This is a genomic window from Duganella sp. P38 (assembly GCF_050859475.1).
GTDB lineage: Bacteria > Pseudomonadota > Gammaproteobacteria > Burkholderiales > Burkholderiaceae_D > Rugamonas.
Genome location: NZ_CP193936.1, coordinates 3,200,991 through 3,226,237 on the forward strand (window position 1 = coordinate 3,200,991; position 25,247 = coordinate 3,226,237).

Consider the following 25,247-nt stretch of genomic DNA (forward strand, 5'->3'; position numbering starts at 1 on the left):
TATAAAAAATCGGCGGCCTGGTCAAGCAGCATCAAATCGCGGTGGTGGAAACCGGCATCCAGCTCGATACCAGCAATGCCCGCCAGGCACTGGGCGAATTCAAGAAGGCGCAAATCGCCGATACCGCCTGCTTCAGCCAGACGCTGGACCGGCTTGAGGCCGATCTCGACGCCATGCGCGTGCGCGCCAACGCCTGGGCCAAAGGCGATATCGAGGCGATCCAGAAACTCAGCTATCCGGACCAGAAGGGCGCTTGCGACGACGCCATGCTCAACGCCGAATTCGTCAAGAAGCATCCGGAGCTGCAAAACGTCAAGGAGCGCGTCCGCAGCGCCTGGCTGAATGCGGCCGAAAAAGCCATCGACGGCAACACCACCAGCTTTGCGATGCTCAACCTGGCCAACATCGTTGGCGAGGACAACTACCTCAACCTTCTGAAAGCCAGGGGTTACGAGGTGACCAGCCCGGATTAAGCGGTGGCGGAAATACCGTACTTGCGCTGGGTGTGATGATACTGCGCCGTCAGCGCCTCCAGCGACGGGTGCGCCGGATCGAGGCGGCGCATGCGTTCCAGCAGGAACAGGCATTGCTCCGCCAGCGGCGCCTCCCAGCCCAGATCGTCCAGCTGCTTGAGGATGGCCGACGTGGCCGCCGGCAGCAGCGCCATATTGCCCGGCGCCTTGCGCAGGCCGGCGTTGAGCGTATCGACCGCCGCCCGCAGGTCGCCGTGCAGGCGCTGGTCGCTGGCATGGGCCAGTAGCTCGTCGACCTGAATCTTGATCTGCTCGCCCATGCCTTGCGCCAGGTCGTGGCGGCCGGCTTTTTCAAACACGTCCACCGCGTCGTCCATCGAGACGCCGCTGTCGGTGTCGTTCATCAGGTTCAGCATCAAATCCGACGCCTGTTGATCCATTTTGACGTTGAGACAACTTTGCACCAGCCCCAGCTTCAGGCTGGTCGACAGGCCCCGGCTGCTGGCAACCGCGTTGACGGCGTTATTCAGTTCGGTGGCGGCGGCCGTCATATTGCCGGCCATCTCCTGCACCAGGCCGGCGGCGAAAGCGCGGCACACGTCCACGTTCGGGCCGCTGCGCAGCGAGCGTTCCATGTCGCGGATGACGCCGCTGGCCTGGTTGGCGTCGCCTTTCTTCACCAGCGTCTTGACCAGCTTGACGTGGTCTTCCGGATCGCGGAATTCGGAATACTTGGCCTTGGCGACGACTTGCTTGAAGGCCTTTTCGGCAACGCCGACGTCGCCCGTCTCAAACGCCACCTCGCCCAGATGGCGCAGCCGGCGCACCATGTGCGGCGAAATCTGCACTGCGTCTTCCAGTATCTTCTTGGCGGACTCCTGCCGGCCCAGCGCCTCGTGGGTGCGCGCCAGCAAGTCGTATGCGGCCATGTAGCGCGGACTCTGTTCCAGCAAATGTTGCAGCGTTTCCTGCGCCTCGTCGAATTTGCGCAGGCCGTAGCGGCAGCGCGCCAGCCCGAGGTGGGCCCAGGCGATGGGCCGCGTCATCAGTATCCACAGGTAGACCTGCTCGGCCTCGACCAAATCGTCGATCGAGAACAGCAGCTCGGCGCGCAGCCGGGCGAAGTCGACGGCATAGCGCGGATTCTTGTCCTGCGCCACCTGGCATTCAGCGATCGCCTTGCGCACATTGCCCATTTCGATGATTTGATAGACCGGCATGAACAGCGCGCGGCGGTCCACCGCGCGGTGGATGCGCTGGAGCAGGGCGTCGACGGTGAACGGCTTCAGCACGTAATCGGTCGGCGTCAGCTCGGCCGCGCCGATTACCTTGCCGTACTCGCCTTCCGAGGTCAGCATGATGAAGATGGTCCACGGCGAGATCAGCTTGTGGTGGCGCAGGTCTTCCAGCAGTTGCTGGCCGTCCTGGCCGTTGGCGTCGCCGCTGCCGTTGCCCAGGTCGTATTCGCACAAAATCAGGTCGAACGGCTTCTTGGCGAGCTGGCGGATCGCCGTGCCGGAACTGACCGCGTACTCGATCCGGGTGATCGATGACTGGCTCAGCATATTGTGCAGGTTGCCGCGCATGCCCGGATTCGGGTCGACGATCAGCACCGACAAGTCGCTATATTCTGCCATTGTTCACCATCCAAGCTAAGATTCGCACAGCATACTCCAAGGCAAATGAAAATACCTTACTTTCAGTGCTAAATGTTGCTTCCGTGCCAGCTTTTACGCGGCGGAAGCACTATATAGCAACGCTGATAGCGGGTATAATGTCGGCAAAGGAAAATCTGCAAGACCAGTATCTCGTGCCTCATTCCCTTTAAACCGCAGCCTAGCTGCATCAACTATCTTCCAACCATGCTGATTCTGCCGGGCTCCAATGCCCTGTCCGCATTCCGTAGCCAACGCCTGTTGAACCAACTGCAAGCTGTGCTGCCGTCCGTCGCCGCCGTCCAGGCGCGTTATGTCCACTTCGTCGATGCCGGCGCGCCGCTGTCGGCCGGCGACACCAGGAACTTGCAAGGCCTGCTGACCTATGGCGAGCCGGCCCACGCCGACAACACCGAAGGCCATGCCGAGGAATTCGTCGTGATCCCGCGCTTCGGCACGATTTCGCCGTGGGCCTCCAAGGCCACCGACATCGTCCACAACTGCGGCATGGTGCACATCAAGCGCGTCGAGCGCGGCGTGGCGTATCGCATCAATCTGAAGACCGGCATCCTGGGCAGCACGATCGGCGCGCCGAAGAAGCTGAGCGACGAGGAAGTGCAGGCGGTGTTGGCGCTGCTGCACGACCGCATGACCGAATCGGTGCTGCGCTCGGCGGAAGACGCCGCCGGCCTGTTCCGCGAACTGCAAGCCCGTCCGCTGGAATCGGTGGACGTGATCGGCAGCGGCAAGGCCGCGCTGGACAAGGCCAATGTCGACCTCGGCCTAGCGATGTCGGAAGATGAGGTGGAGTACCTGGACGCCGCCTTCACCAAGGCCGGCCGCAACCCGACCGACGTCGAACTGATGATGTTCGCGCAGGCCAACTCCGAGCATTGCCGCCACAAGATCTTCAACGCCGACTGGACCATCGACGGCGTCGCCCAGCCGAAATCGCTGTTCGGCATGATCAAGAACACCCACCAGTTGCAGCCGAAGGGCACCGTGGTCGCCTACAGCGACAACTCGTCGATCATGGAAGGCGCCGAAGTGATGCGCTTCTTCCCGCAGGCAGGCAGCAACGAATACGCGCCCGTCACCGAGCTGACCCACACGCTGATGAAGGTGGAAACCCACAACCACCCGACCGCGATTTCGCCGTTCCCGGGCGCCTCGACCGGCGCCGGCGGTGAAATCCGCGACGAGGGCGCGACCGGCCGCGGCGCCAAGCCGAAGGCGGGCCTGACCGGCTTCACCGTCTCCAACCTGCTGCTGCCGGGCGCCGTGCGTCCATGGGAAAGCGACGCCGTGGTGACGGCGCCGGTGAATGGCGCCGATTACCGCGACAGCGGCAAGCCATATGGCAAGCCGGAGCGCATCGCCTCGCCGCTGCAGATCATGATCGACGGCCCGCTGGGCGGCGCCGCCTTCAGCAATGAATTCGGCCGCCCGGTGCTGGGCGGTTACTTCCGTACCTACGAGCAGAACATCGGCAAGCAGTTCGCCGGCGCGCACGACACCGTGTTCGGCTACCACAAGCCGATCATGATCGCCGGCGGTATCGGCAACATCTCGTCGCAGCACACGCACAAGAACGACATCCCGGTCGGCAGCCTGCTGGTGCAGCTGGGCGGTCCCGGCATGCGCATCGGCATGGGCGGCTCGGCCGCCTCGTCGATGGCGACCGGCACCAATACCGCCGACCTCGACTTCGACTCGGTCCAGCGCGGCAACCCGGAAATGGAACGCCGCGCGCAGGAAGTCATCAACGCCTGCTGGCAGCTGGGTGCGGACAACCCGATCATTTCGATCCACGACGTTGGCGCCGGCGGCCTGTCGAACGCCTTCCCGGAAATCACCAACGACGCCAAGCGCGGCGCGATCTTCGATCTGCGCAAGATTCCGCTGGAAGAGAGCGGCATGGCGCCGAAAGAAATCTGGTCCAACGAGTCGCAGGAACGCTATGTGCTGGCGATTTCGCCGGCGGACCTGCCGTTGTTCCAGTCGATCTGCGAGCGCGAGCGCAGCCTGTTCGCCGTGGTCGGCACCGCCACCGAAGAGCGCCAGCTGAAGCTGATCGACCCTGAACTGGGCAATAACCCGGTCGACATGCCGATGGAAGTCCTGCTCGGCAAACCGCCGAAAATGCAGCGCGACGTGCACCATGTGCAGAACGATTTCCCGGCCATCGACCTGACCGGCATGGACCTGGAGGAAGCCGCCAAGCGCGTGCTGCTGCTGCCGACCGTCGGCGACAAATCGTTCCTGATCACCATCGGCGACCGTACCGTGGGCGGCATGTCCGTGCGCGACCAGATGGTCGGTCCATGGCAGGTGCCTGTCGCGGACTGCGCCGTGACGGCCATGAGTTTCGAGGGCTACCAGGGCGAGGCGATGGCCATGGGCGAGCGCACGCCGCTGGCCGTCATCAACGCCGCCGCCTCGGGCCGCATGGCGGTGGCCGAAGCGGTGCTGAACATCGCCGCCGCGCCGATCCGCTCGATCGAAGACATCAAGCTGTCGGCCAACTGGATGGCGGCCTGCGGCCAGCCTGGCCAGGACGCCGCGCTGTACCACACCGTCAAGGCGGTCGGCATGGAACTGTGCCCGGCGCTGGGCATCTCGATCCCGGTCGGCAAGGATTCGCTGTCGATGCGCACCACGTGGAAGGACGGCGACGAGTCCAAGGCCGTGCTGTCGCCGGTGTCGCTGATCGTGTCCTCGTTCGCGCCGGTGTACGACGTGCGCAAGTCGCTGACGCCGCAGCTGCGCACCGACGTTGGCGACACCGCCATCATCCTGATCGACCTCGGCCGCGGCAAGAACCGCCTGGGCGCCTCGGCGCTGGCGCAAGTCATGGGCCAGCTGGGCAACTCGGTGCCGGACGTCGATAATCCGGAAGACATCAAAGCCTTCTTCGCTGCCATCCAGCAACTGAATGCCGACGGCAAGCTGCTTGCCTACCACGACCGTTCGGATGGCGGCCTGTACGGTACGCTGACCGAAATGGCCTTCGCCGGCCGCGCCGGCCTGTCGATCAACCTCGACATCCTGACCTTGGAAGAAGGCCATGGCGCCGACCAGGGCGACGCCAAGAACTGGGCGACGCAAATCGCCGAGCGCCGCAACGAGCAGACGCTGCGCGCGCTGTTCTCGGAGGAGCTGGGCGCCGTGATCCAGGTGCGCGCCGACGAGAAATCGGTGGTCATGGACGTGCTGCGCTCGTTCAACCTGGGCGCTTGCAGCCACATCATCGGCAAGACCAATGACCGTGGCGTCATCGAATTCACCCGCGACGCCAAGGTCATCTACAACAAGCCGCGCGTCGAACTGCACCGCCTGTGGAGCGAAACCAGCTGGCGCATCGCCCGCCTGCGCGACAATCCCGCCTGCGCCGACGCCGAGTACGACCGCCTGCTGGACGAACAGGACCCAGGCATCACGCCGACGCTCACCTTCGATCCGAGCGAGAACGTCGCCGCGCCGTTCCTGGCCACCGGCGTGCGTCCACGCGTCGCCATCCTGCGCGAGCAGGGCGTCAATTCGCATATCGAAACCGCCTACGTCATGCACCAGGCCGGCTTTGCGGCGATCGATGTCCACATGAGCGACCTGATCTCGGGCCGCGCCAGGCTGGACGACTTCCAGGGCATCATCGCCGTCGGCGGCTTCTCCTACGGCGACGTGCTGGGCGCCGGCGAAGGCTGGGCCAAGACGATTCTGTTCAACAGCGCGTTGTCGGACCAGTTCGCCAAGTTCTTCGCCCGTGGCGACACCTTCGGCCTGGGCGTCTGCAACGGCTGCCAGATGATGAGCAACCTGAAACCGCTGATCCCGGGTGCGCATGCGTGGCCGAAATTCACCACCAACAAGTCGGAGAAATTCGAAGCCCGCTTCGCCATGGTGGAAGTGCTGGATTCGCCGTCGATCTTCTTCAGCGGCATGGCCGGCACCCAAACGCCGATCGCCATCGCCCATGGCGAAGGCTATGCCGACTTCTCGCAGACCGGCAATATCAGCGAAGCCGTGCACGCGATGCGTTTCGTCGACAACCAGGGTGCGGCGACCGAAGCCTACCCGTACAACCCGAACGGCTCGCCGCAAGGCCTGACGTCGGTGACGACGCCGGACGGCCGCTTCACCGTCATGATGCCGCACGCCGAGCGCGTGTTCCGCACCGTCCAGCACTCGTGGGCGCCGGCAGCCTGGGGCGAGGAATCGCCGTGGATGCGGATGTTCCGCAATGCCCGCAAGTTTGTAGGGTAAATAAGAAAAAAGGCCGACTGATTAGTCGGCCTTTTTTTATCAGGCTACCGCAACGCGGTTTTTCTTTCTTGCCTGCTTGGGCAGCAGCAGCGCCGCCAGGAAATCGACGCGCTTGCAAATTTCCCATGCGATGATGGCGAAGGCGATAGGCACGACCATTGCGAGAATAATGATGACCGCATCCGAATTAATATAGCGGGGCAGGGTGTGCACAATTTTATATTGCACCGGCGGATGGAAAATCAGAATAAATAAACTCGCACGGCCTAAATAAGAAAATACCTTCACGGCCAATGGCCATAAACTCAGCAATTTGCAGAAGCACAGCATCAGATAAATGCCGCAAAATGCCTGGGCGGTGGACAGCACCATATGGTCATATTGGCGCATATTGAAATCCAGGCCGACATCGAAAAACATCTGGAAGAACCACATGCCGACCAGACTCAGCGCGAGCAGCAGCCAGTTCACTTGCAGCGCTTTGACCATATTCGAGAAGAAATAGCCGGCCAGGAAATATGCCGCCGTCAGCGGCAGCAAATCGGCGCTGAAGGGCAAGCCGCACTCGAGGAGCAGTGGACTGACCGTCTGGATCATGCTGCAGGCGCGGTTCACTTCGCCATCTTCAAACTGGTGCACCAGCAGGGCGCCGCCGACGATCATGACGCTGAACAGGATGATGCGCTTCCATGGGCGGTCTTGCACCTGCGGCGCATGCAGGATCAGGGCGGTGCAGAAGACATACAGCAGCCATAAATGCGGCAGGAACCACAGTGGCGGCCACATCATCGTGAAGCCGGCCTCGTAGACCAGCGACAGCAGCATGGCTTCGACCGTACTCATGCCGGCGAAAATCTTCAGCATGCCGACGACGATGATCATCACCATGGTCGGCTTGAGCCAGGCGTCCGCGCGCTCGTAGGCCACGCGCCCCAGGCTCTTCTTGCCGACCGAGAAAATGGCGCCGGAAACGAAAAAGAAAAAGGGCAGGCGGAACGACATCAGCATGTCGGAGAAGTCCGGAAAGGTCTTCACCAGCGTGCCGTTGTGCCCCATAACAATGAGGAAGATGCCCAGGCCCTTGGCGATGTCGACCAGCGCCAGGCGTTGCTTGGGCGCGGGCGGCAGAAGCGGCCCAATACTGTCTTGAGGAATGTTAGTTGCCATGAGAAATTAAAGTACCAGTGAAATCAAGGAATTACGGCGCAGTGCTAACGCAACTTGCCAATTTTATGAAAATTTTAATACTTGCAGTTGCGAATCGACGTAATTCCATCCCTGCTTGCAAAAATACAACAATGTACCTTATGCGCGGCTGGCCTGGCGCGCGATAGCGGTGCGAAATAAGCTGGATGCTGGCGCATTTAAGCCAACTTCAAGCGCATGCTGGTGGCGAAAAAAGCGCCTGCTAGCAGGCGCTTGTAGGTCCGCGGCGCGGATTACTGAATCTTGGCTTTCTTCAGCAGTTCTTCGCGGTAGGCTGCGATCTGACGCTGTTGCAGCGCCTCAGCGACCTGGCCTTTCACTTCAGCCAGCGCCGGCAGCTGGGTCGGGCGCGATTCTTCCAGTTTGATCACGTGGTAGCCGAACTCGGTTTTTACCGGGGTCTGGGTGATCTCGCCTTTTTTCAGGGCAACCATGGCATCCGCGAATGGCTTGACCAGTTTGCCCGGAGTCATCCAGCCGAGGTCGCCGCCGTTGTTGGCGGAGCCGTCTTTCGATACCTTGGCCAGTTCCTCGAATTTGCCGCCGGCTTTCAGCTTGGCGATAATGTCCTTGGCTTCCTGTTCGGTGGCCACCAGGATATGACGCGAGTGATATTCGGTAGGGCCGATGGCCGCTTTATATTTATCGTATTCCGCCTGAATCTCGGCATCTTTTACCGGATTTTTCTTGACGTAATCAGCCAGCATCGCATTGATAATAATGCTCTGGCGGGCGTTATCAATGGCGGAAGTTACTTCGGCCTTTTTGCCATAACCTTGTTTATCGGCTTCCTGCAACAGCACTTCACGGCTGATCAGTTCTTTTTAACCGCTTCGCGCAATTGCGGCGAATCCGGCTGCTGGCCCTGGGCGACGACTTGTTTGACCATTTGATCAACCTTGGCAGCTGGAATCGCTTTACCGTTGACGGTGGCGGCATTCTGAGCGAAAGCTGGTGCTGCCACGACAGCGATCAGGGCTAACATCAGGCGGGCTGGCTTCAACATCATTATTTAAATCCTTTAAAAATTACACTCTGAAGGTGCATCATACCTACGCAGAATCAAAAACGGCGCCCCGCAGGGCGCCGCCTTTCATAACATTACTGCACTTTTGCTTTCTTTACCAGTTCTTCCTGGTACGCTTGCACTTTCTTCTGCACCAGCGACTCGGCCACTTGCGGCTTCACTTCTTCCAGGGTCGGCAGTTTGGCCTGGCGGATATCGTCCACCTTGATGACGTGGAAGCCGTTCGGGGTTTGCACTGGCTTCTCGGTCACCTGACCTTTTTGCAGGGCTACGAAGGCTTGCGAGAACACTGGCGGGAACGACGAAGGCGAGGCCCAGTCCAGGTCGCCGCCGTTGGCTGCCGAGCCGGTGTCTTTCGACTGCTTGGCCAGATCTTCGAACTTGGCGCCGCCCTTGATCTTGGCGATCACGTCGTTGGCTTCCGCTTCGGTCGCCAGCAGGATGTGGCGCACGTGGTATTCCTTGTCGCCGGCCTGGGCCACGAACTTGTCGTACTCAGCCTTGATGTCGGCGTCCGACACCGGGTTTTTCTTCACATAGTCGCCCAGCAGCGCGTTGACCATGATGGCCTGGCGGGCGTTCTCGATCGCCGCCTTGACGTCGGCGTTCTTGGCGTAACCCTGTTTATCCGCTTCCTGCACCAGCACTTCGCGGCTGATCAGGTCTTTCTTGATCAGTTCACGCAGTTGCGGCGAGTCGGCTTGCTGGCCCTGGGCCACGACTTGCTTGACGACGGCGTCGACGCGCGAGGTTGGGATCGCCTTGCCATTAACAACGGCAACGTTTTGCGCAAAAGCTGGTACAGCGACAACGAGAAGTGCAATCAGCAACTTGGCTGGCTTGAAAGTCATTATTAATTCCTGTAAGGGGAAAGATTTAGCGAATTTAGCTTGGACGGCTATGTCTTCAATTATTTTTAATAAAAGCCGATAGCGGCCACGGCTGCATCATACTTCCGACGGCGCCAATGCAGTAATGGCCAGTGCATGAATTTCTTTATGCATCATATCGTGCACAGAATCATACACGAGTCGATGTCTTGTGACGAGTTTAAGGCCTTCGAATTGTAACGAAACAATTCTGACGTTGTAGTGGCCGCCGCCAGAGGCCGCGCCGGCATGGCCGGCGTGGGCGGCGGAGTCGTCCTCCAGCACCAGTTCGGTCGGCGCCAGTTTGGCTTCGAAGGCGGCGCGCATGCGGGCCAGGCGGGTATCTTGAATCTGGTTCATGCCTGGTCCTTGATATGACGCGACAAATAAACGGTCTGGGCGACGATAAATACAAACATGATGCCGGTCACGCCGAAGGTTTTGAAATTGACCCAGGCGTCGGTATCGCCTTTGAACACGACAAACGCCAGATACCAGTTCAGCGCACCCATAAAGGTGAAGAACAGCGCCCAGGCGAGGTTCAGCCGGGTCCAGATCAGGTCCGGCAATTCGATGATTTCCTGCATCGACTGGCGCATCAGGTTTTTCTTGAACAGCAGGTCGCTGGCCAGCAGCCCGACCGCGAACAGCCAGTACAGGATGCTGAGCTTCCACTTGATGAACACCTCATCGTGCAGGTAGATGGTCAGGCCGCCGAACACCGTGAACAGCGCCAGCGTCACCCACAGCGTGCCGGTGACCTTCTGGCCGCGCAGCTTGAGCCAGCCGATCTGCGCCACCGTGGCCAGGATGCCGATCAGCGTCGCCAGCACGATGGGCGACTGGTCCGGCGTGACCGAGCCGCCGGAGACCACGCCGCTCATATAAGTGTTGATGAAGTGCTGGGCCGATTCCTCGTTCATGCCGGCGAACTTGTAGGCGACGAAGAAGCAGATGACGGGAAGCCAATCGAACAGGAATTTCATGATGTCTTTATTAGTCTTTTTTGTGGGTCAGTCTTCAGGATCGAAGCGCAGTGACGCCGAGTTGATGCAATAACGCAGGCCGGTCGGCGGCGGGCCGTCCGGGAATACATGGCCCAGGTGGGCGTCGCACACGCCGCAAATCGTTTCGGTGCGCAGCATACCATGGGAACGGTCGACTTTTTCCACTACATTGGCCGGATCGATCGGTTCAAAATAGCTCGGCCAGCCGCAGCCGGAATCAAACTTGGTGTCGGAACGGAACAGCGGCGTGTTGCAGCATACGCAGGTGTAGATCCCGTGCTCATGGTGATCCCAGAACTTGCCGGTGAAAGCGCGTTCGGTGGCGGCGTGGCGCGTAACCTGATATTCCATCGGATCGAGTTGGGCGCGCCATTCGGCGTCGGATTTGACAACTTTATTGCTCATGGCTTATTTCTCGCTTAAGAAGAACAGCTTACCTCTAAGTGGCTTGCCCAGTCCGGCGGCAAGGCGGCGTAGTGCTCGTGCTCGGGCTGTTCGTCGTAGGGGCGCTGCAACACCGCCAGCAGGCGCTCCACCTCGGAAAAGTCCTTATTTTGCGCTTTTTCAATGGCCACCTGGGCCAGATAATTGCGCAGCACATATTTGGGGTTGACCCGGTTCATCGCAAGCGCGCGGGCGCCATCGTCGCTGTTTTCGGCGCGCAGGCGCGCACGGTAGCTCTCAGCCCAGGCGTCGAAGGCGGCGCGTTCGATGAACAGGTCGCGCAGCGGCTCGTCGCCGCTGGCGTCGGCCGCGCGCACGCCGCTCAGGCGGCGGAAGAACTGCGTGAAATCGACGCCCGGCAAAATGGCGAACAACTGGTCGCACAGCGCGCGGTCGTCGTCGGCATGCGCTTCCAGCAGGCTCAGGCCCAGCTTGGCGTGCAGCAGTTCGTCGATCTTGCGGGCGAATTCGGGCTGGTAGACGTCCAGCGCGGCCTGCGTGGCGTCCACCTCGCCGATCACCGGCAGCAGCGCCTGTGCCAGCGCGTAGCAGTTCCAGTGGCCGATCTGCGGCTGGTTGGCGTAGGAGTAGCGGCCCTGCTGGTCGGTGTGGTTGCAGATGTGGTTGGCGTCGAAGGCTTCCATGAAGCCATATGGACCGTAGTCCAGCGTCAGGCCGAGAATGGACATATTGTCGGTGTTCATCACGCCATGCATGAAGCCGACCGCCTGCCAGTGCGCGATCATGTGCGCCGTGCGGCGCGTGACTTCCTCCAGCAGCGCGGCGTAGGGATTCGCGGCCGCCCGCAGCGACGGGTAGAAGCGGTCGATGACGTAATCGGCCAGCACTTTCAGTTCGTCGTTTTTCTTGCGGTAGTACCAGTGCTCGAACGAGCCGAAACGCACGAAGCTGGGCGCCATGCGCACCACGACCGCCGAGGTTTCGACGGTTTCGCGCACCACGCCCTGGTCCGAACCGGCCACCGACAGCGCGCGCGAGGTCGGGATGCCGAGCGCGTGCATGGCTTCGGAGCACAGGAATTCGCGGATTGACGAGCGCAGCACGGCACGGCCGTCGCCCATGCGCGAGTACGGCGTCAGGCCGGCGCCTTTCCATTGCAGCTCGATCGGGCCGTCCGCCGTGGCAACGTCGCCGAACAGGATGGCGCGGCCGTCGCCCAGCTGGCCGGCCCACACGCCGAACTGGTGGCCGGAATACACGGCCGCCAACGGCTGCGCGCGTTCGGGCACGGCGTTACCGATGAGGATGTCGAGGCTGGCGGCAAGGTCGTCCGGCGTCAGGCCGATCAGTTGCGCCGCCGGCGCGCTGACACCGACCAGGTAGGGCGAGGGCAGCGGCGTCGGCATCAAGCGGGTGTAAAAGGCAGGCGGCAGGGACGCGAAGGAATTGTCCAGCGGCAGTTTAGCGGCAGTAATGATGAACTCCAGGTTAGCTAAGTTCCGGATTTTACCGCAGCCTGCGAATGCGGCGGTGCAGCATCGAAAAGCATTGACGCTGCGCGCGGCGAGCCACCACACTCGGACCACAACAAGACTACCAATGGAGACTCGCATGCGCATGGGCCAGATGATGAATCAGCCGCTGCTGATTTCCAGCATCCTTGAATTTGCCGCGCGCCATTATGCCAGCAGCGAGATCGTGTCGCAGCGCGTCGAAGGCGATCTGCACCGCTACACCTTCCACGACTGCCACCACCGCGCCAAACAGCTGGCGCAGGCGCTGCGGGCACTGGGCGTGCTGCCGGGCGAGCGGGTCGGCACGCTGGCGTGGAATGGCTATCGCCACCTGGAAGCCTATTACGCGGTGTCCGGCAGCGGCGCGGTGCTGCACACGATTAATCCTCGGCTGCATGCCGAGCAGCTGGCCTATATCTGCAACCACGCGGAGGACCAGTACCTGCTGTTTGACTTCTGCTTCCTGCCGCTGGTCGAAGCCATCGCGCCGCACTGCCGCACCGTCAAGGGCTGGATATTGCTGGGCGGCCCCGACCGCATGCCGACCGCCAGCAAAATCCCCAACCTGCTGTGCTACGAGGATTTGCTGGACGCCCAGTCCGGCGACTACGCGTGGCCGGATTTCGACGAGAACGCGGCCGCCACGCTGTGTTACACGTCCGGCACCACCGGCAATCCGAAAGGCGTGCTGTATTCGCACCGATCGACGGTGCTGCACGCCTACGCCTCGGCCTTGCCCAATGTGCTCAATGTCTCGTCGCGCGACGCCGTGATGCCGGTGGTGCCGATGTTCCACGTCAATGCCTGGGGCTTGCCCTATTCGGTGCCGCTGTCGGGCGCGAAGATGGTGTTCCCCGGCGCGGCGCTGGACGGCAAATCCGTGTACGAGCTGATGGAGAAGGAACAAGTGACCTTCTCGGCCGGTGTGCCGACCGTCTGGCTGGGCCTGATTAATTACTGCGTGCGGAACCAGCTGAAGTTTTCCACCTTCCGCCGCACGGTGATCGGCGGCTCGGCCTGTCCGCCGGCGATGATGAATACGCTGATCGACGACTTCGGCGTCGAGGTCATCCACGGCTGGGGCATGACGGAAATGTCGCCGCTGGGCACCACCGGCGGCCTGCTCAGCAAGCATCTCGGTCTGCCCAAGGACGAGCAGCGCAAGATCCTGCAAAAGCAGGGTCACGCCATCTATGGCGTCGACATGAAAATCGTCGACGAGCTGGGCGCGGAACTGCCGTGGGACGGCGTCACCTCGGGCAGCCTGCTGGTCAAGGGGCCGTGGATTGTCGCCAGCTACTTCAAGAACGAGGGCGGCGACGTGCTCGAGGACGGCTGGTTCCCGACCGGCGATGTCGCCACCATCGACGCCGACGGCTTCATGCAGATCACCGACCGCGCCAAGGACGTGATCAAGTCCGGCGGCGAGTGGATCGGCACCATCGACCTGGAAAACATCGCCATGTCGCACCCGGCGGTGATGCAGGCCGCCTGCATCGGCGTGTTCCACCCGAAATGGGACGAACGGCCGCTGCTGGTGGTGGTGCGCAAGCCGGGGCAGGACGTGACGCGCGAACAGTTGCTGGCCCACTTCGACGGCAAGGTCGCCAAATGGTGGCTGCCCGACGACGTGGTATTTGCCGACGCCTTGCCGGTCGGCGGCACCGGCAAGATCCAGAAAAACAAGCTGCGCGAGCAGTACCGGGACTATGTCTTGCCCGGCATTTGAATAAACGTTTTCTCCCGTTTTACCCGCCCGGCCACGCGCCGGGCTTTTTATTGCCATGGCGCATTAAACAAGTTTCATTTCAGAAATAAATGGTTTGACCGCGAACCAATTTGCCCTTACATTATTGCCCTACGGCACTTCTGGCCATTCCGGCCAACCCAGGCGCGCACCCCGGTAAAACCCTGTTCTATACGCTCCCGGTCCATCCTACAGAATGAGAAAACGATATGTTTAATAGCATAACCATTCGCACGCGGCTGATCCTCACCATGAGCGTGCTTGGCCTCATGATGCTGGCCCTCGGCGGCCTGAGCATCTTCGGCATGAACACGGTTAACTTCGCGCTGAAGGACGTGTATTCCAACCAGATGGCGTCCACCGTGGCGCTAGGCAATGCCAAGAACTTCCTCAACCGCGCGCGTTTCGTGATCGACCGCGGCGTGTTCCATCCGGAAGCACCGGACCTGGAAAAGACCCTGGGCCGCGCCGAAGGCTTCATGCAGGATGGCGAAAAAGCCTGGAAAGCCTACCTGGCGCTGCCGCTGGAAGGCGACGAGAAGGCGCTGGCCGCCGATCTGGACGCCAAACGCACCGTCTACGTCGCCGAGTTGCGCGGCCTGATGACCGCGCTGCGCAACCACGACGAAGCCAAAATCGAAGAAATGTCGATGAAAACCCTGTCGGCGCAATTCGGCATCTTTGATGCCGCTTCGAACAAGCTGGAGCAGTACCAGCTGACATCGGCCAAGGACCACTACGATGAAAGCCAGAGCTTCTTTTCGCGCTTCACCACCGGCTTTACCATTGCGCTGGTGTTTGCGGCCGGCCTGATCATCTTCTCGGCGGTGCGCCTGCTGGGCGCCATCCTGCGTCCGCTGGAACATGCGCTGGGCCACTTCGACGAAATCGCCACCGGCAACCTGGCCAACCAGATCCGCGTCCAGCGCGACGACGAGATGGGCAAGCTGATGCAGGGCCTGATCAAGATGCAGGACCAGATGTCCAGCACCGTCAGCAGCATCCGCACCGGCAGCAGCGCCATCGCCACCGCCAGCGCTGAAATCGCCTCGGGCAACCTCGACCTGTCGCGCCGCACCGAGAACCAGGCGGCCGCGCTGGAAGAAACCGCGTCGTCGCTGGAAGAGCTGACCTCGACCGTGCGCCAGAACGCCGACAACGCCCGCCAGGCCAACCAGCTGGCGCTGAGCGCGCAGGACGTCGCTGGCAAGGGCGGCATGCTGGTGTCGCAGGTGGTGGATACGATGGGCAACATTAACAATTCGTCGCGCAAGATCGCCGACATCATTGGCGTGATCGATGGCATCGCTTTCCAGACCAATATCCTGGCGCTGAACGCTGCTGTGGAAGCGGCCCGCGCTGGCGAGCAGGGTCGCGGCTTCGCCGTGGTGGCCACCGAGGTGCGCAACCTGGCGCAGCGCTCGGCCGCGGCCGCCAAGGAAATCAAGGAACTGATCACGGAATCGGTCGAGCAGGTGGACGCTGGCAATCAGCTGGTCGACAAGGCCGGTGCTACGATGGACGAGATCGTCAGCAGCGTCGAGCGCGTTACCAGCATCATGACCGAGATCATGGTGGCTGGCGAAGAGCAGAGCGAGGGCATCAACCAGATCAACCAGGCCATCGTGTCGATGGACGAGGTGACGCAGCAGAACGCCGCGCTGGTGGAAGAGGCCGCGGCGGCCGCCAACGCCATGCAAGAACAGGCAGCGCAGCTGGAAGAGATGGTCAGCACCTTCAAGCTGGACGCCACCGTCACGCACCGCCTGGGCGACAGCCGTCCGGCGCCGCGCCACACCACTCTAGCCCTCAGCCAATAACCCCCCGCCCGTCATTCCCGCGAAGGCGGGAATCCATGGACAGCATAGCCAACAATCCCCCTCAGCATGGCCCGCAGCGGCGGGCCGTCCCGCCTCCGTGGTAACGACGCAGCCCGCATGGACCACCGCAGCGAACGGTCCCGTCTGCGGGGTAACGACGCAACCGCACAGCCCGCAGCGGCGAACCGTCCCGCCTTCCCGCGAATAACGCCGCCGCTGTAGCTGGCCACTTCTCAAGCAGCCATACTGGCGGCCACGCGGTGAACCAACGGCCCGCACAGCATCACTATCGTGAATGCCGCCGGCCGGCGGCCATGAACGCGGTCTGCCAATGTGGCAGGAAATTCGGGCCGAGGCCCAGATTCAGCCACGTCACCCATCCGCTCATCAGCGACGACATCAGCAGGGACATCAACAAGGCGAACATGGTGCGCATGCGCAGGGCTGGATTCATTGCTTTCTCTCCGAAGTAAAACCCACAGCGTAGACACTTGCATCCATCTATACTAGAGCCATATTTTTAATTTCAAATTCCAGAAACGAAATTATGCTCGACGATTTAGCCTTGTTCGTATCTATCGTGGAGGCCGGCAGCCTGAATGCCGCCGCCGCCAGGGAAGACCTGCCGCCAGCCACTGTCACGCGCCGGCTGCAAAAGCTCGAAAGCGAACTAGGCTATCGCCTGCTGAACCGCAGCGCGCGCCGCATGCAGCCGACCGCCGAGGGCATGCAGTACTACGAGCAGTGCCGGCCGCTGGTGCACGCGCTGCGCCAGGCAACGCGGCGGCTGGACGCCAGCCTGTCTGCCGTGTCCGGCAATATCCGCGTGCTGGCGCCGGTCAATTTCGCCAGCGGCTTGCTGACGCCGGCCTGGACCAGCTTCATGCTGAAATATCCGGACATTAATCTGGAACTCGAATGCTCGAACCGCATGCAGGATCTGGTCGGCAGCGGCGCCGATATGGCGATCCGCATCGGCACGCTGGGCGACTCGGCACTGATGCAGCGCCGGCTAGGCAGCGCCGGGCTGGTGATGGTGGCGGCGCCATCCTACCGGCGCGCGCCGGCACGCCGCGCGAGCCGGCGCAACTGGAACAGCACGAGCTGATCGTGGCTGAGCCGCTGCGCACGTGGCGGCTGCGCCGGCCGGGGCCGGGCGGCGGCGCCGAGATGGCGATCCAGCCGCAGGCGCGCTTCCGCGTCAACGAGATGCGGCTGGCGGTGGAGATGGCGGCAGCCGGTGTCGGCATCCTGCTATGTCCGCTGCTGCAATCGCGCGACCTGCTCGACAGTGGGGAACTGGTGCGGGTGCTGCCGGACTGGATGCCTGAGCCGCGCCACGTCTACGCTGTGTGGCCGCAGCGGCGCTACCTGCCGGCGCGCGTGCGCGTGCTGCTGGAGCATCTGGCGGAGTTCGCCGCCAGCACGCCGTCGCTGCAGGACGCTACTTGAGGGCGCCGAATACTTTCCCGATCAGCTTGCTGCCGGTGCCGACCGGGTCGGCGCGGATGGCTTTTTCCTCCTCGGCGATCATGGTGTACAAGCCGTCCAGCGCGCGTTGGGTGACATAGCCTTCCACCGTGGCCTGGTCCCTGGCCAGCACGCCCAGCTTGGGCGCCAGACTGATCGCGGTGTTGTATTGCGTTGCCAGGCCGGACTTGTCGGTGACTTTCTTGACCACCGGCTGGAACTGCGCGGCCAGCTTGTCCTGGGTCCTGGCGCGGAAGAAATCGGTGACCGAAGTATCGCCGCCGGTGAGGATGTTCTTGGCGTCGCTGATCGTCATCGATTTGACCGCGTCCAGCAGCAGCGGCTTGGCCATCGGCACGGCCGACTCGGCGGCGCGGTTCATCTGCACCACCAGGTCGTCAAGCTGCTGGCCCTTGCCGGTCATTTTCAGCAGTGGGCGCGCCTGTTCCAGGATCTTGGGTAGCGGAATGCGCACCTTGTCGTTGTTGAGGAAGCCGCCTTCGGCGCCGAGCTTGCCCACTGCGGCGTTGGCGCCGGTTTCCAGCGCGGCCTTCAAGCCGCCGGAGGCGTCTTTGTTGCTCAGTTCGGCCAGCGAGACGGCGTGGGCAGCGCCTGCAAGCAGGCTCACCGGAATCAACAGGCCGAGTGCGAAGGCGAGGGTACGGCGGGTATTGGACATGGCGGCGGGGCTCCAGAGTGGTCAACCGCGCTACTGTACTCCAGCGGCCGCTACGCCGCCAGCGCGGGAATTTCGTGCGTCAGTCGTTCCAGCAGGCGGTCGCACTGGAACACGCTCAGCGTGCGGCGCGCGTCGCCCTCGCCGATGTCGATCACCTCGTCCATCTCGCTGCGCGGGTCGCCTTGCGCATTGGGATTGCGCATCATCTTGGGCGCGCCGTAGCGCTTGCTGTCCTCGATGGTCATGATGTTTTCCACCGCGTCGACCATCAGGCCATAGCATTCGTCGCCGCGCTCGATCACCAGGATTTTGCAGGCGCCGCTGTCTTCCAGCGGCGTCATGCCATACAGGCCGCGCAGGTCGATCACGGTAATCATCTGCTGGCGCACATTGAGCATGCCGCGCATGAAGGCGGGCAAGCCGGGCGGACGGGTGATTTCGCCGACGCTGAAGTCGATGATCTCGCGCACCTGGCGGATTTCCACGGCGTAGCTGTTTTCCAGCGAGAAGGTGATATACACCTGGCGCTGGCTGCGGCGGGCGTCGCGCCGCTCGTTTTTCGCCACCAGTTCCTCGTTTTTCGGGTACAGCGCGGCGTGGCCGGTGCGCATTTCCTTGATCTCGTTGCTGGAGAAAATCTGCCGGTGGTCGAGCAGGAAGATGTCGCCCAGCGGCGGCTTGGACAGGCAGCCGCCGAACATGCCGGCGCGCGCCTTGCTCAACATCGGAATCGGCATCACTTCCTCGGCGTAGAAGTTGACGATGTTGTCGACCGAGTCGACCACGAAGCCGATGGTGGCGTCGTCGATGCGGGCGACGATCACGCGCTGGTCGGGCCCGAAGCTGCGCTCGCCGTCGGCCACGCGCGCCGGCGCCGCGTTCAGCAGCGTGGCGAAGTCGACCACCGCGACCGGGCTGCCGCGGAAGTTGATGCGGCCCAGGCACAGCGCGCTGTTGAGTACGGACGCCTGCAATTCCGGCACGCGGATGATTTCCTGGATCGCGCTCATCTCGAAGGCGAACGTGGAGGCGCCGACATGGAAGCTGACGCACTGGCGGCGTTCGCCGTGATGGCGGCGCGTCTGCCGGTCGACGCATTGCAGCGCCAGCACCTGCGGCACGTTTTCGATATGGATCAGCGCGTCCGGGTCGAGCACCTGCACCAGCCGCGCGCCGTGGTCAAGCAAGATCGTGCCGGCCACCACGCCGCGCGCCTCGCCGTCGGCGTACGACAGGCGGCTGCGCTGCTCGGGCCGCACGCGCAGGATTTCGCCGGTGGCGTCGAACAGGATGCCGACCAGCACGCCCTGGTAATCGAGTATGGCGATCTTGTCGGTGGGCAGCGCGCCGCGCGCGCCGGCGTCGAACACGCGGCCGAGGTTGACCACCGGGATGACGCTGCCGCGCAGCGTGAACACGCCTTCAAGAAACTTCGGCGACAGCGGCAGCGCCGTCACCTTGTCCGGGAAATTGACCACCTCGCGGAAGCAGTTGGCGGGCAGGGCGAATTCATCGGCGCCCAGCACGAAGGAGCCGAACAGCTCGGTGCAGGAGACGGCGGCCTCAGGCATGGACGCTCCCGGCGCAGGTGGACGCGATTTCATGCACGGCGTAGCTGCCCGTGGCGCAATCGATGGTCAGCGTGCGGCCGCACTTGCCGCCGACTCGGCAATAGGTGACGTTGAGGCCGAACTTGCGCAGGTACTTGCGGGCCGCGTCGGCATTCTGCTGGCCGATCTGCAGGCGGCTCGAACAGCCGTTGAGCATGGTCGCGCCGCCGGCGATCACCACCTCGATCCCGGCGCAGTCGGCCTCGGTGGCGCCGAGCAGGTGCAGCAGCGACGGCACGGCCTGGTTGACATAGCGCGCGCCGAACTCGCCCGCCATTTGCGGGCATTCCGGCAGCAGGCAATGGGCCAGCGCGCAGCGGCCGCGCTCTTTCCAGATCAGGCCGATGCCGACGCAGGAGCCGAGCAGGGCGCTCAACTGCTCGTCGCGGCTGCCGGCCAGCAACTGCCCCATGCCGACTTGCAGCGGCGCGCGCGGTCCATCGGCCGGCGGCGAGGTCCACGGCTGCGGCTGCGGAAAGTTGAAGAGGGTGTGCATGGTGAGCGCCTATTCCATTCGATAAATCATCGGCCGGTCGAACTGGTAGGCGGTGTTTCGGCCAGAGATCGATTCGGATTCCCCACTATCATGATGGCGTGGGGCGCCATGCTCAGGCGGGCCTGATTGAGTATCGTCTGCTGATGGTCCTGGTCGAAATAGATCAGCACGTTGCGCAGGAATACCAGATCGAACTGCCTGGCTGGCCGTAACGGAGTCAGCAGATTATGTTGGGCCAGCTCCACGTTTTTCTTCAATCCATCCACCACCCGCAGGCCGCCGGCGCTGGGACGGAAATATTTCTTCACCCAGTCCGGATGCGTGGACTGGATGCGTTCGACCGAACGGCCCGTGTACTGGCCGTCGCGCGCCAGCGCCAGGATCTGCTGCGAGATATCGGTCGCGTGGATCTGGTAGCTGAAACCCGGCTGCGCCGCCGCGAATTCCTCGCACAGCATGGCCATCGAATACAGTTCCTCGCCGCTGGACGAGGCTGCCGACCAGACCTTCAGCTTGTTGCCCTGATGGCTTTGCCACCATTGCGGCAGGAATTCCTTCTCGACGTAATCCCACACCTGCGGCGTGCGGAAGAACAGCGTATCGTTGGTGGTCACCAGGTCGATGAAGTGCGGCACCTCGGCGCGGTCCTGCTCCACCTTGTCCAGATACGCCTGGTAGCTGCCGAGCTGGAGCGCCTGCATGCGCGGGCGCAAGCGCCGTTCCAGCAGCACGCTCTTACGTTCCGTCATCGCGATGCCGGTGTGCTTGCGCACCAGCGCGATCAGCGCGGACAGCGTCGCGGGAGTAAAGCCGCCGGTGTCCATGCTTACACCGTGAAGCCGGAGACGGTTTTGTTCAGATCGCCTGCGCGCTGGTTCAAGCCTTCCGTCGAGCGGGCGATGCTGTCGCAGGCGGCGGCCGATTTCTCGGCCTCCTCGGCGATGTACTGCACCGCGGTGCTGACTTCGCGCGCGGTCAGCAGCTGCTCGTTGGTGGCCTTGGAAATGTCGGAAATCGCCTCGGTGGTGCGGACCACGCCGGCCAGGATCTTGTCGAAGGCGTCGCTGGCCTGGCGCGAAATCTCGCTGCCGGCGGACACGCGCTTGACCGACTCGTTAATCAGCTTGGAAATTTCCTTGGTGGCCTGCGACGAGCGCTCGGCCAGCTTGCGCACCTCGTCGGCCACCACCGAGAAGCCCAGCCCGTGCTCGCCGGCGCGCGCGGCCTCGATGGCGGCGTTGAAGGCCAGCATATTGGTCTGGTTGGCGATATCGCTGATCACCTTGACGATCTCGCCGATGTCCTCCGACGAGCGGTTGATCAGGTCCATCGCCTCGATCGACTTGGCCACGGCCTTGGCCCCCACTTCGGCCTCGTGCTGGGTGGACTTGGCCATGGCGTCGGCGTCCGAGGTGTTGCCGGCGATCGTGTTGATCGAGCTGGTCAGCCCGTCGATCGAGGCGTTCATCTGCTCGACGGTGGCGCCCAGCGCCTGCGTGCCGACCGCGACGCCGTTGCTGCGCTCGGCGATGGTGGTGGAGGCGTCCGCCAGGCCGCTGGCCGACATCACGACGTCGCTGATGACCTTGCGCAGGTCGGCGATCATCTTGCTGATGCCTCCGGCCAGCTGGTCGAGCGGCTCGTCGCCGTCGACGATGACCTTGCTGGTCAGGTCGCCGTTGGCGGCGTGCGCGACCGAGTCCAGCAGGCGGGCGATTTTCTCGCCGTCGGCCTTGGACTTGGCTGCCACGGATTCTTCCAGCTGCACCTGGCCGGTAATATCGCTGGCATATTTAACTATTTTGTACGGCTTGCCATTTAAATCGAGAATCGGATTATATGTCGCTTGTATCCATACCGTTTTCTTATTATTGCCGAGACGTTTATAACGGCCGCTATCGAATTCGCCACGATTCAATTTTTGCCAGAAACGTTTATAGTCGGCGCTGGCCGCATAATCCGGCTCGCAGAAAATGCGGTGGTGTTCGCCCTTAATATCATCGAGGTAGTAACCCATGACATCGAGGAAATTATCGTTGGCGGTCAGCACATGGCCCTGCATGTCGAACTCGACCACGGCCTGCGCCTTGCCGATGGCGTCGACCTTGCCTTGATACTCGGCATTGCGCATGCGGCTGTCGGTGATGTCGGTGGCGAACTTGATCACCTTGTACGGCCTGCCGTTGCCGTCCATGATCGGATTGTAGGAGGCGTTGATCCAGATTTCGCGGCCGCCCTTGGCCAGGCGCTTGTATTCGCCGTGGTCGTATTCGCCGGCCGCCAGGCGCCCCCAGAACTGCTTGTAGGCCGGCGATGCGGCGTACTCCGGTTCGCAGAACATGGCGTGGTGGCGGCCCTGGACTTCCTCCAGCGTGTAGCCAACCGCGTGCAGGAAATTCTCGTTTGCGTGCAAAATCTTGCCTTCCAGGTCAAACTCGATCACCGCTTGCACGCGGTTGAGGGCGGCATGGATGGCCTGGAGTTCGATATCTTGCGCTTGAATCACCTGGTTGGGAGCGTTCATGGGGGTTTCCCTATCAAATATAGCTGTGGGTATTAACTTGATATTCGGGGGCGGGGAATATGCGAGGCAGGATGGATTATTTCCCCTATTCAAAACCAAAGCAAGCTGGGTAATAAAGAAATCAGCTCCAGTGTACTCCGCAAGCGACAACGCGGCGCGCGTTTCGCTTGCTTGCAAAGCGCAACCGCCGCATTCAAAAGGACCAATACACAACAAAAAATAACACGATCGTTCTTTTTATGCGGTATAGTGAGTGGGCCTGGCATTCCAACCAAAAACACAAGGAAGAGACATGACTGCTGAATATCAAGTGCACGGCGTGGTGGCCGTCATCACGCTGAACAATCCGCCGGTCAACGGCATGGGCCTGGAAACCCGCACCGCGGCCGTGCAGGGCCTGCAGCGCGCGGCGGCCGACGATGCGGTCAAGGCCATCGTCATCACCGGCGCCGGCAAGGCGTTCTCGGGCGGCGCCGACATCAAGGAATTCAACACGCCGAAAGCGCTGACCGAACCGAGCCTGCATACCTTCATCGCCACGGCGGAAGGCTCGGCCAAGCCGGTGGTGGCGGCCATTCACACGGTCTGCATGGGCGGCGGGCTGGAACTGTCGCTGGGCTGCCACTACCGCGTGGCGCTGCCGGGCGCGCAGATCGCGCTGCCGGAAGTCAAACTCGGCCTGCTGCCGGGCGCCGGCGGCACGCAGCGGCTGCCGCGCGTGCTGGGCCTGGAGCCGGCGCTGAACATGATCGTCTCGGGCAACCCGGTGCCGTCGGAAAAGCTGCCGGCGCTGTTTGACGAAATCTTCGCTGCCGACGCCGACCTGCTGCAATCGGCGGTCGCCTTCGCCGAAAAAATCGCCGATGTGCGTCCGCTGCCGAAAGTGCGCGACCGCAAGGTCGACTATCCGAACCACGAAGCCTTCCTGCAATTCTCGCGCAACACCGTCAAGGCCATGGCCGGCCCGTTCCCGGCGCCGCTGGAATGCGTGGAAACCGTCGCCGCCTCGGTCACGATGAAATTCGACGACGGCATGAAATTCGAGCGCGAGCGTTTCCTGCACCTGATCCAGACCACCGAATCGAAGGCGCTGCGCCACGCCTTCTTCGCCGAGCGCGTTGCCAGCAAGGTGCCGGATGTGCCGGCCGACACGCCGGTGCGCCAGATCAAATCGGCTGCCATCATCGGCGCCGGCACCATGGGCGGCGGCATCGCCATGAACTTCCTCAACGCCGGCATTCCGGTCAAGCTACTGGAGCAGAAACAGGAAGCGCTGGACAAGGGCATCGCCACCATCCGCAAGAACTACGAAAACACGCTGAAAAAAGGCAAGCTGACGCAGGAAAAGCTGGATCAGCGCATGGGCCTGTTGAGCAGCACGCTCGCGTATGAAGAGATCGGCCAGGCCGACATTGTGGTCGAGGCGGTGTTTGAGGAACTGGGCGTCAAGGAAGCCGTATTCCGCAAGCTCGACGAAGTGATGAAGCCGGGCGCCATCCTGGCCACCAACACCTCGACGCTGGACGTCGACAAGATCGCCGCCTTCACCAAGCGGCCGCAGGACGTCATCGGCACGCACTTCTTCTCGCCGGCCAATGTGATGAAGCTGCTGGAAATCGTGCGCGGCAAGGACACCGGCAAGGACGTGCTGGCCACGGCGCTGGCGCTATCGAAAAAGCTGAAGAAAACCGGCGTGGTGTCGGGCGTGTGCGACGGCTTCATCGGCAACCGCATGATCGAGCAATACAGCCGCCAGGCCGGCTTCCTGCTGGAAGAGGGCGCGCTGCCGGAGCAGGTCGACAAGGCGGCCGAGAAGTTCGGCTTCGCCATGGGACCGTTCCGCATGGGCGACCTGGCCGGCAACGACATCGGCTGGGCCATCCGCAAGCGCCGCTACGTCGAAAAGCCAGAGATCAGCTACTCGAAAACGGCCGACCTGCTGTGCGAAATGGGGCGCTACGGCCAGAAAACCGGGGCCGGCTGGTACGACTACAAGGCCGGCGACCGCAAGGCCTACCCGAACGAGGAAGTCAACGCCATGATCGTCCAGCACTCGGCGGAGCTTGGCATTACGCGCCGCAAGATCAGCGACGAGGAAATCGTCGAGCGCCTGGTGTACGCACTGGTCAATGAAGGCGCGTTGATCCTGGAAGAAGGCATCGCCTTGCGCGCCTCGGACATCGACATGGTCTACCTGACCGGCTACGGCTTCCCGCTGTACCGTGGCGGCCCGATGTTCTATGCCGACACGGTCGGACTGCCGAATGTGCTGGCGGCGATCAACAAATACGCCCAGGGCCATCAGGGCGGGGCGTGGAAGCCGGCGCCGCTGCTGCAACGGCTGGCGGCCGAAGGAAAAACCTTCAACGGCTAAGCCCCGTTGCCAAATGCTCACATGCCATAAAGAAAATTTTATGGCATATGAGCATTATTTTAAAAACGCGGCTATAATTATCGCCAACGGTAACACCTTCCTTCGACG

18 protein-coding genes and 2 pseudogenes are annotated in these 25,247 nt (G+C 62.4%); 6 read left to right on the forward strand and 14 right to left on the reverse strand.

Going from position 1 to position 25,247, the window contains the following annotated elements; translation table 11 throughout:
• Positions 1-44 precede the first annotated feature (44 nt).
• Positions 45-473: a TraB/GumN family protein gene (locus ACRQ5J_RS14860; RefSeq protein ID WP_432377664.1), complete on the forward strand. Its 429-nt coding sequence runs from the start codon at positions 45-47 to the stop codon at positions 471-473.
• Here the strand turns inward: ACRQ5J_RS14860 and ACRQ5J_RS14865 are convergent.
• Positions 470-2,110, reverse strand: a complete 1,641-nt coding sequence (locus tag ACRQ5J_RS14865) for a response regulator (protein ID WP_432377665.1) — start codon at positions 2,108-2,110, stop codon at positions 470-472. The genes ACRQ5J_RS14860 and ACRQ5J_RS14865 overlap by 4 nt on opposite strands.
• A 225-nt stretch (positions 2,111-2,335) precedes the next feature.
• Here ACRQ5J_RS14865 and purL point away from each other — a divergent pair, with 225 nt between their 5' ends.
• Positions 2,336-6,391 (forward strand): phosphoribosylformylglycinamidine synthase, encoded by a 4,056-nt coding sequence (purL, locus tag ACRQ5J_RS14870; RefSeq protein WP_432377666.1) that lies wholly within the window; start codon positions 2,336-2,338, stop codon positions 6,389-6,391.
• 39 nt (positions 6,392-6,430) lie between these two features.
• Here the strand turns inward: purL and ACRQ5J_RS14875 are convergent, their stop codons facing one another.
• The 7 genes and pseudogenes from ACRQ5J_RS14875 to ACRQ5J_RS14905 form a co-directional block, all read right to left on the reverse strand.
• Positions 6,431-7,558, reverse strand: a complete 1,128-nt coding sequence (locus ACRQ5J_RS14875) for an acyltransferase family protein (RefSeq protein ID WP_432377667.1) — start codon at positions 7,556-7,558, stop codon at positions 6,431-6,433.
• A 272-nt stretch (positions 7,559-7,830) separates the two neighbouring features.
• Positions 7,831-8,606, reverse strand: a pseudogene (locus ACRQ5J_RS14880) (peptidylprolyl isomerase).
• A gap of 92 nt (positions 8,607-8,698) precedes the next feature.
• Positions 8,699-9,475, reverse strand: a complete 777-nt coding sequence (locus tag ACRQ5J_RS14885) for a peptidylprolyl isomerase (protein ID WP_432377668.1) — start codon at positions 9,473-9,475, stop codon at positions 8,699-8,701.
• Between the two features lie 96 nt (positions 9,476-9,571).
• Positions 9,572-9,853, reverse strand: coding sequence for a BolA family protein (locus ACRQ5J_RS14890; protein ID WP_432377669.1), 282 nt, complete (start codon positions 9,851-9,853; stop codon positions 9,572-9,574).
• Positions 9,850-10,479, reverse strand: a complete 630-nt coding sequence (locus ACRQ5J_RS14895; RefSeq protein WP_432377670.1) for a septation protein A — start codon at positions 10,477-10,479, stop codon at positions 9,850-9,852. Before ACRQ5J_RS14895 ends, ACRQ5J_RS14890 begins: the two co-directional genes overlap by 4 nt.
• A gap of 27 nt (positions 10,480-10,506) precedes the next feature.
• Positions 10,507-10,905, reverse strand: a complete 399-nt coding sequence (gene msrB / locus ACRQ5J_RS14900) for a peptide-methionine (R)-S-oxide reductase MsrB (protein WP_432377671.1) — start codon at positions 10,903-10,905, stop codon at positions 10,507-10,509.
• A gap of 14 nt (positions 10,906-10,919) precedes the next feature.
• Positions 10,920-12,311 (reverse strand): protein adenylyltransferase SelO, encoded by a 1,392-nt coding sequence (locus ACRQ5J_RS14905; RefSeq protein ID WP_432383657.1) that lies wholly within the window; start codon positions 12,309-12,311, stop codon positions 10,920-10,922.
• Positions 12,312-12,504: 193 nt separating this feature from the next.
• On the opposite strand from ACRQ5J_RS14905, the gene ACRQ5J_RS14910 reads away from it, so the two are divergent.
• Positions 12,505-14,148, forward strand: coding sequence for a 3-(methylthio)propionyl-CoA ligase (locus tag ACRQ5J_RS14910; RefSeq protein WP_432377672.1), 1,644 nt, complete (start codon positions 12,505-12,507; stop codon positions 14,146-14,148).
• A 227-nt stretch (positions 14,149-14,375) separates the two neighbouring features.
• Positions 14,376-15,986: a methyl-accepting chemotaxis protein gene (locus ACRQ5J_RS14915; RefSeq protein WP_432377673.1), complete on the forward strand. Its 1,611-nt coding sequence runs from the start codon at positions 14,376-14,378 to the stop codon at positions 15,984-15,986.
• A gap of 286 nt (positions 15,987-16,272) precedes the next feature.
• On the opposite strand, the gene ACRQ5J_RS14920 is transcribed toward ACRQ5J_RS14915, so the two are convergent.
• Entirely contained in the window at positions 16,273-16,440 is a 168-nt protein-coding gene (locus ACRQ5J_RS14920) for a DUF2798 domain-containing protein (protein WP_432377674.1), read from the reverse strand.
• A gap of 93 nt (positions 16,441-16,533) precedes the next feature.
• On the opposite strand from ACRQ5J_RS14920, the pseudogene ACRQ5J_RS14925 reads away from it, so the two are divergent.
• Positions 16,534-17,438: pseudogene (locus ACRQ5J_RS14925) on the forward strand (LysR family transcriptional regulator).
• On the opposite strand, the gene ACRQ5J_RS14930 reads toward ACRQ5J_RS14925, so the two are convergent.
• From ACRQ5J_RS14930 to ACRQ5J_RS14950, 5 genes are read right to left on the reverse strand one after another with little or no spacing between them, the layout of a single operon-like run.
• Positions 17,431-18,135, reverse strand: a complete 705-nt coding sequence (locus tag ACRQ5J_RS14930; RefSeq protein WP_432377675.1) for a DUF4197 domain-containing protein — start codon at positions 18,133-18,135, stop codon at positions 17,431-17,433. The pseudogene ACRQ5J_RS14925 and the gene ACRQ5J_RS14930 overlap by 8 nt on opposite strands.
• Before the next feature lie 50 nt (positions 18,136-18,185).
• Positions 18,186-19,706, reverse strand: coding sequence for a chemotaxis protein CheW (locus ACRQ5J_RS14935; RefSeq protein ID WP_432377676.1), 1,521 nt, complete (start codon positions 19,704-19,706; stop codon positions 18,186-18,188).
• Positions 19,699-20,241 carry a chemotaxis protein CheD gene (locus tag ACRQ5J_RS14940; RefSeq protein ID WP_432377677.1) on the reverse strand — a complete coding sequence of 181 codons (543 nt, stop codon included), beginning with the start codon at positions 20,239-20,241 and terminating at the stop codon, positions 19,699-19,701. Before ACRQ5J_RS14940 ends, ACRQ5J_RS14935 begins: the two co-directional genes overlap by 8 nt.
• 26 nt (positions 20,242-20,267) lie before the next feature.
• Positions 20,268-21,065, reverse strand: a complete 798-nt coding sequence (locus tag ACRQ5J_RS14945) for a CheR family methyltransferase (RefSeq protein WP_432377678.1) — start codon at positions 21,063-21,065, stop codon at positions 20,268-20,270.
• Positions 21,066-21,067: 2 nt separating this feature from the next.
• Positions 21,068-22,765: a methyl-accepting chemotaxis protein gene (locus ACRQ5J_RS14950; protein ID WP_432377679.1), complete on the reverse strand. Its 1,698-nt coding sequence runs from the start codon at positions 22,763-22,765 to the stop codon at positions 21,068-21,070.
• 292 nt (positions 22,766-23,057) lie between these two features.
• Here ACRQ5J_RS14950 and ACRQ5J_RS14955 point away from each other — a divergent pair, with 292 nt between their 5' ends.
• Complete coding sequence (locus ACRQ5J_RS14955) at positions 23,058-25,139, forward strand: 3-hydroxyacyl-CoA dehydrogenase NAD-binding domain-containing protein (protein ID WP_432377680.1); 2,082 nt, start codon at positions 23,058-23,060, stop codon at positions 25,137-25,139.
• Positions 25,140-25,247: the final 108 nt, after the last annotated feature.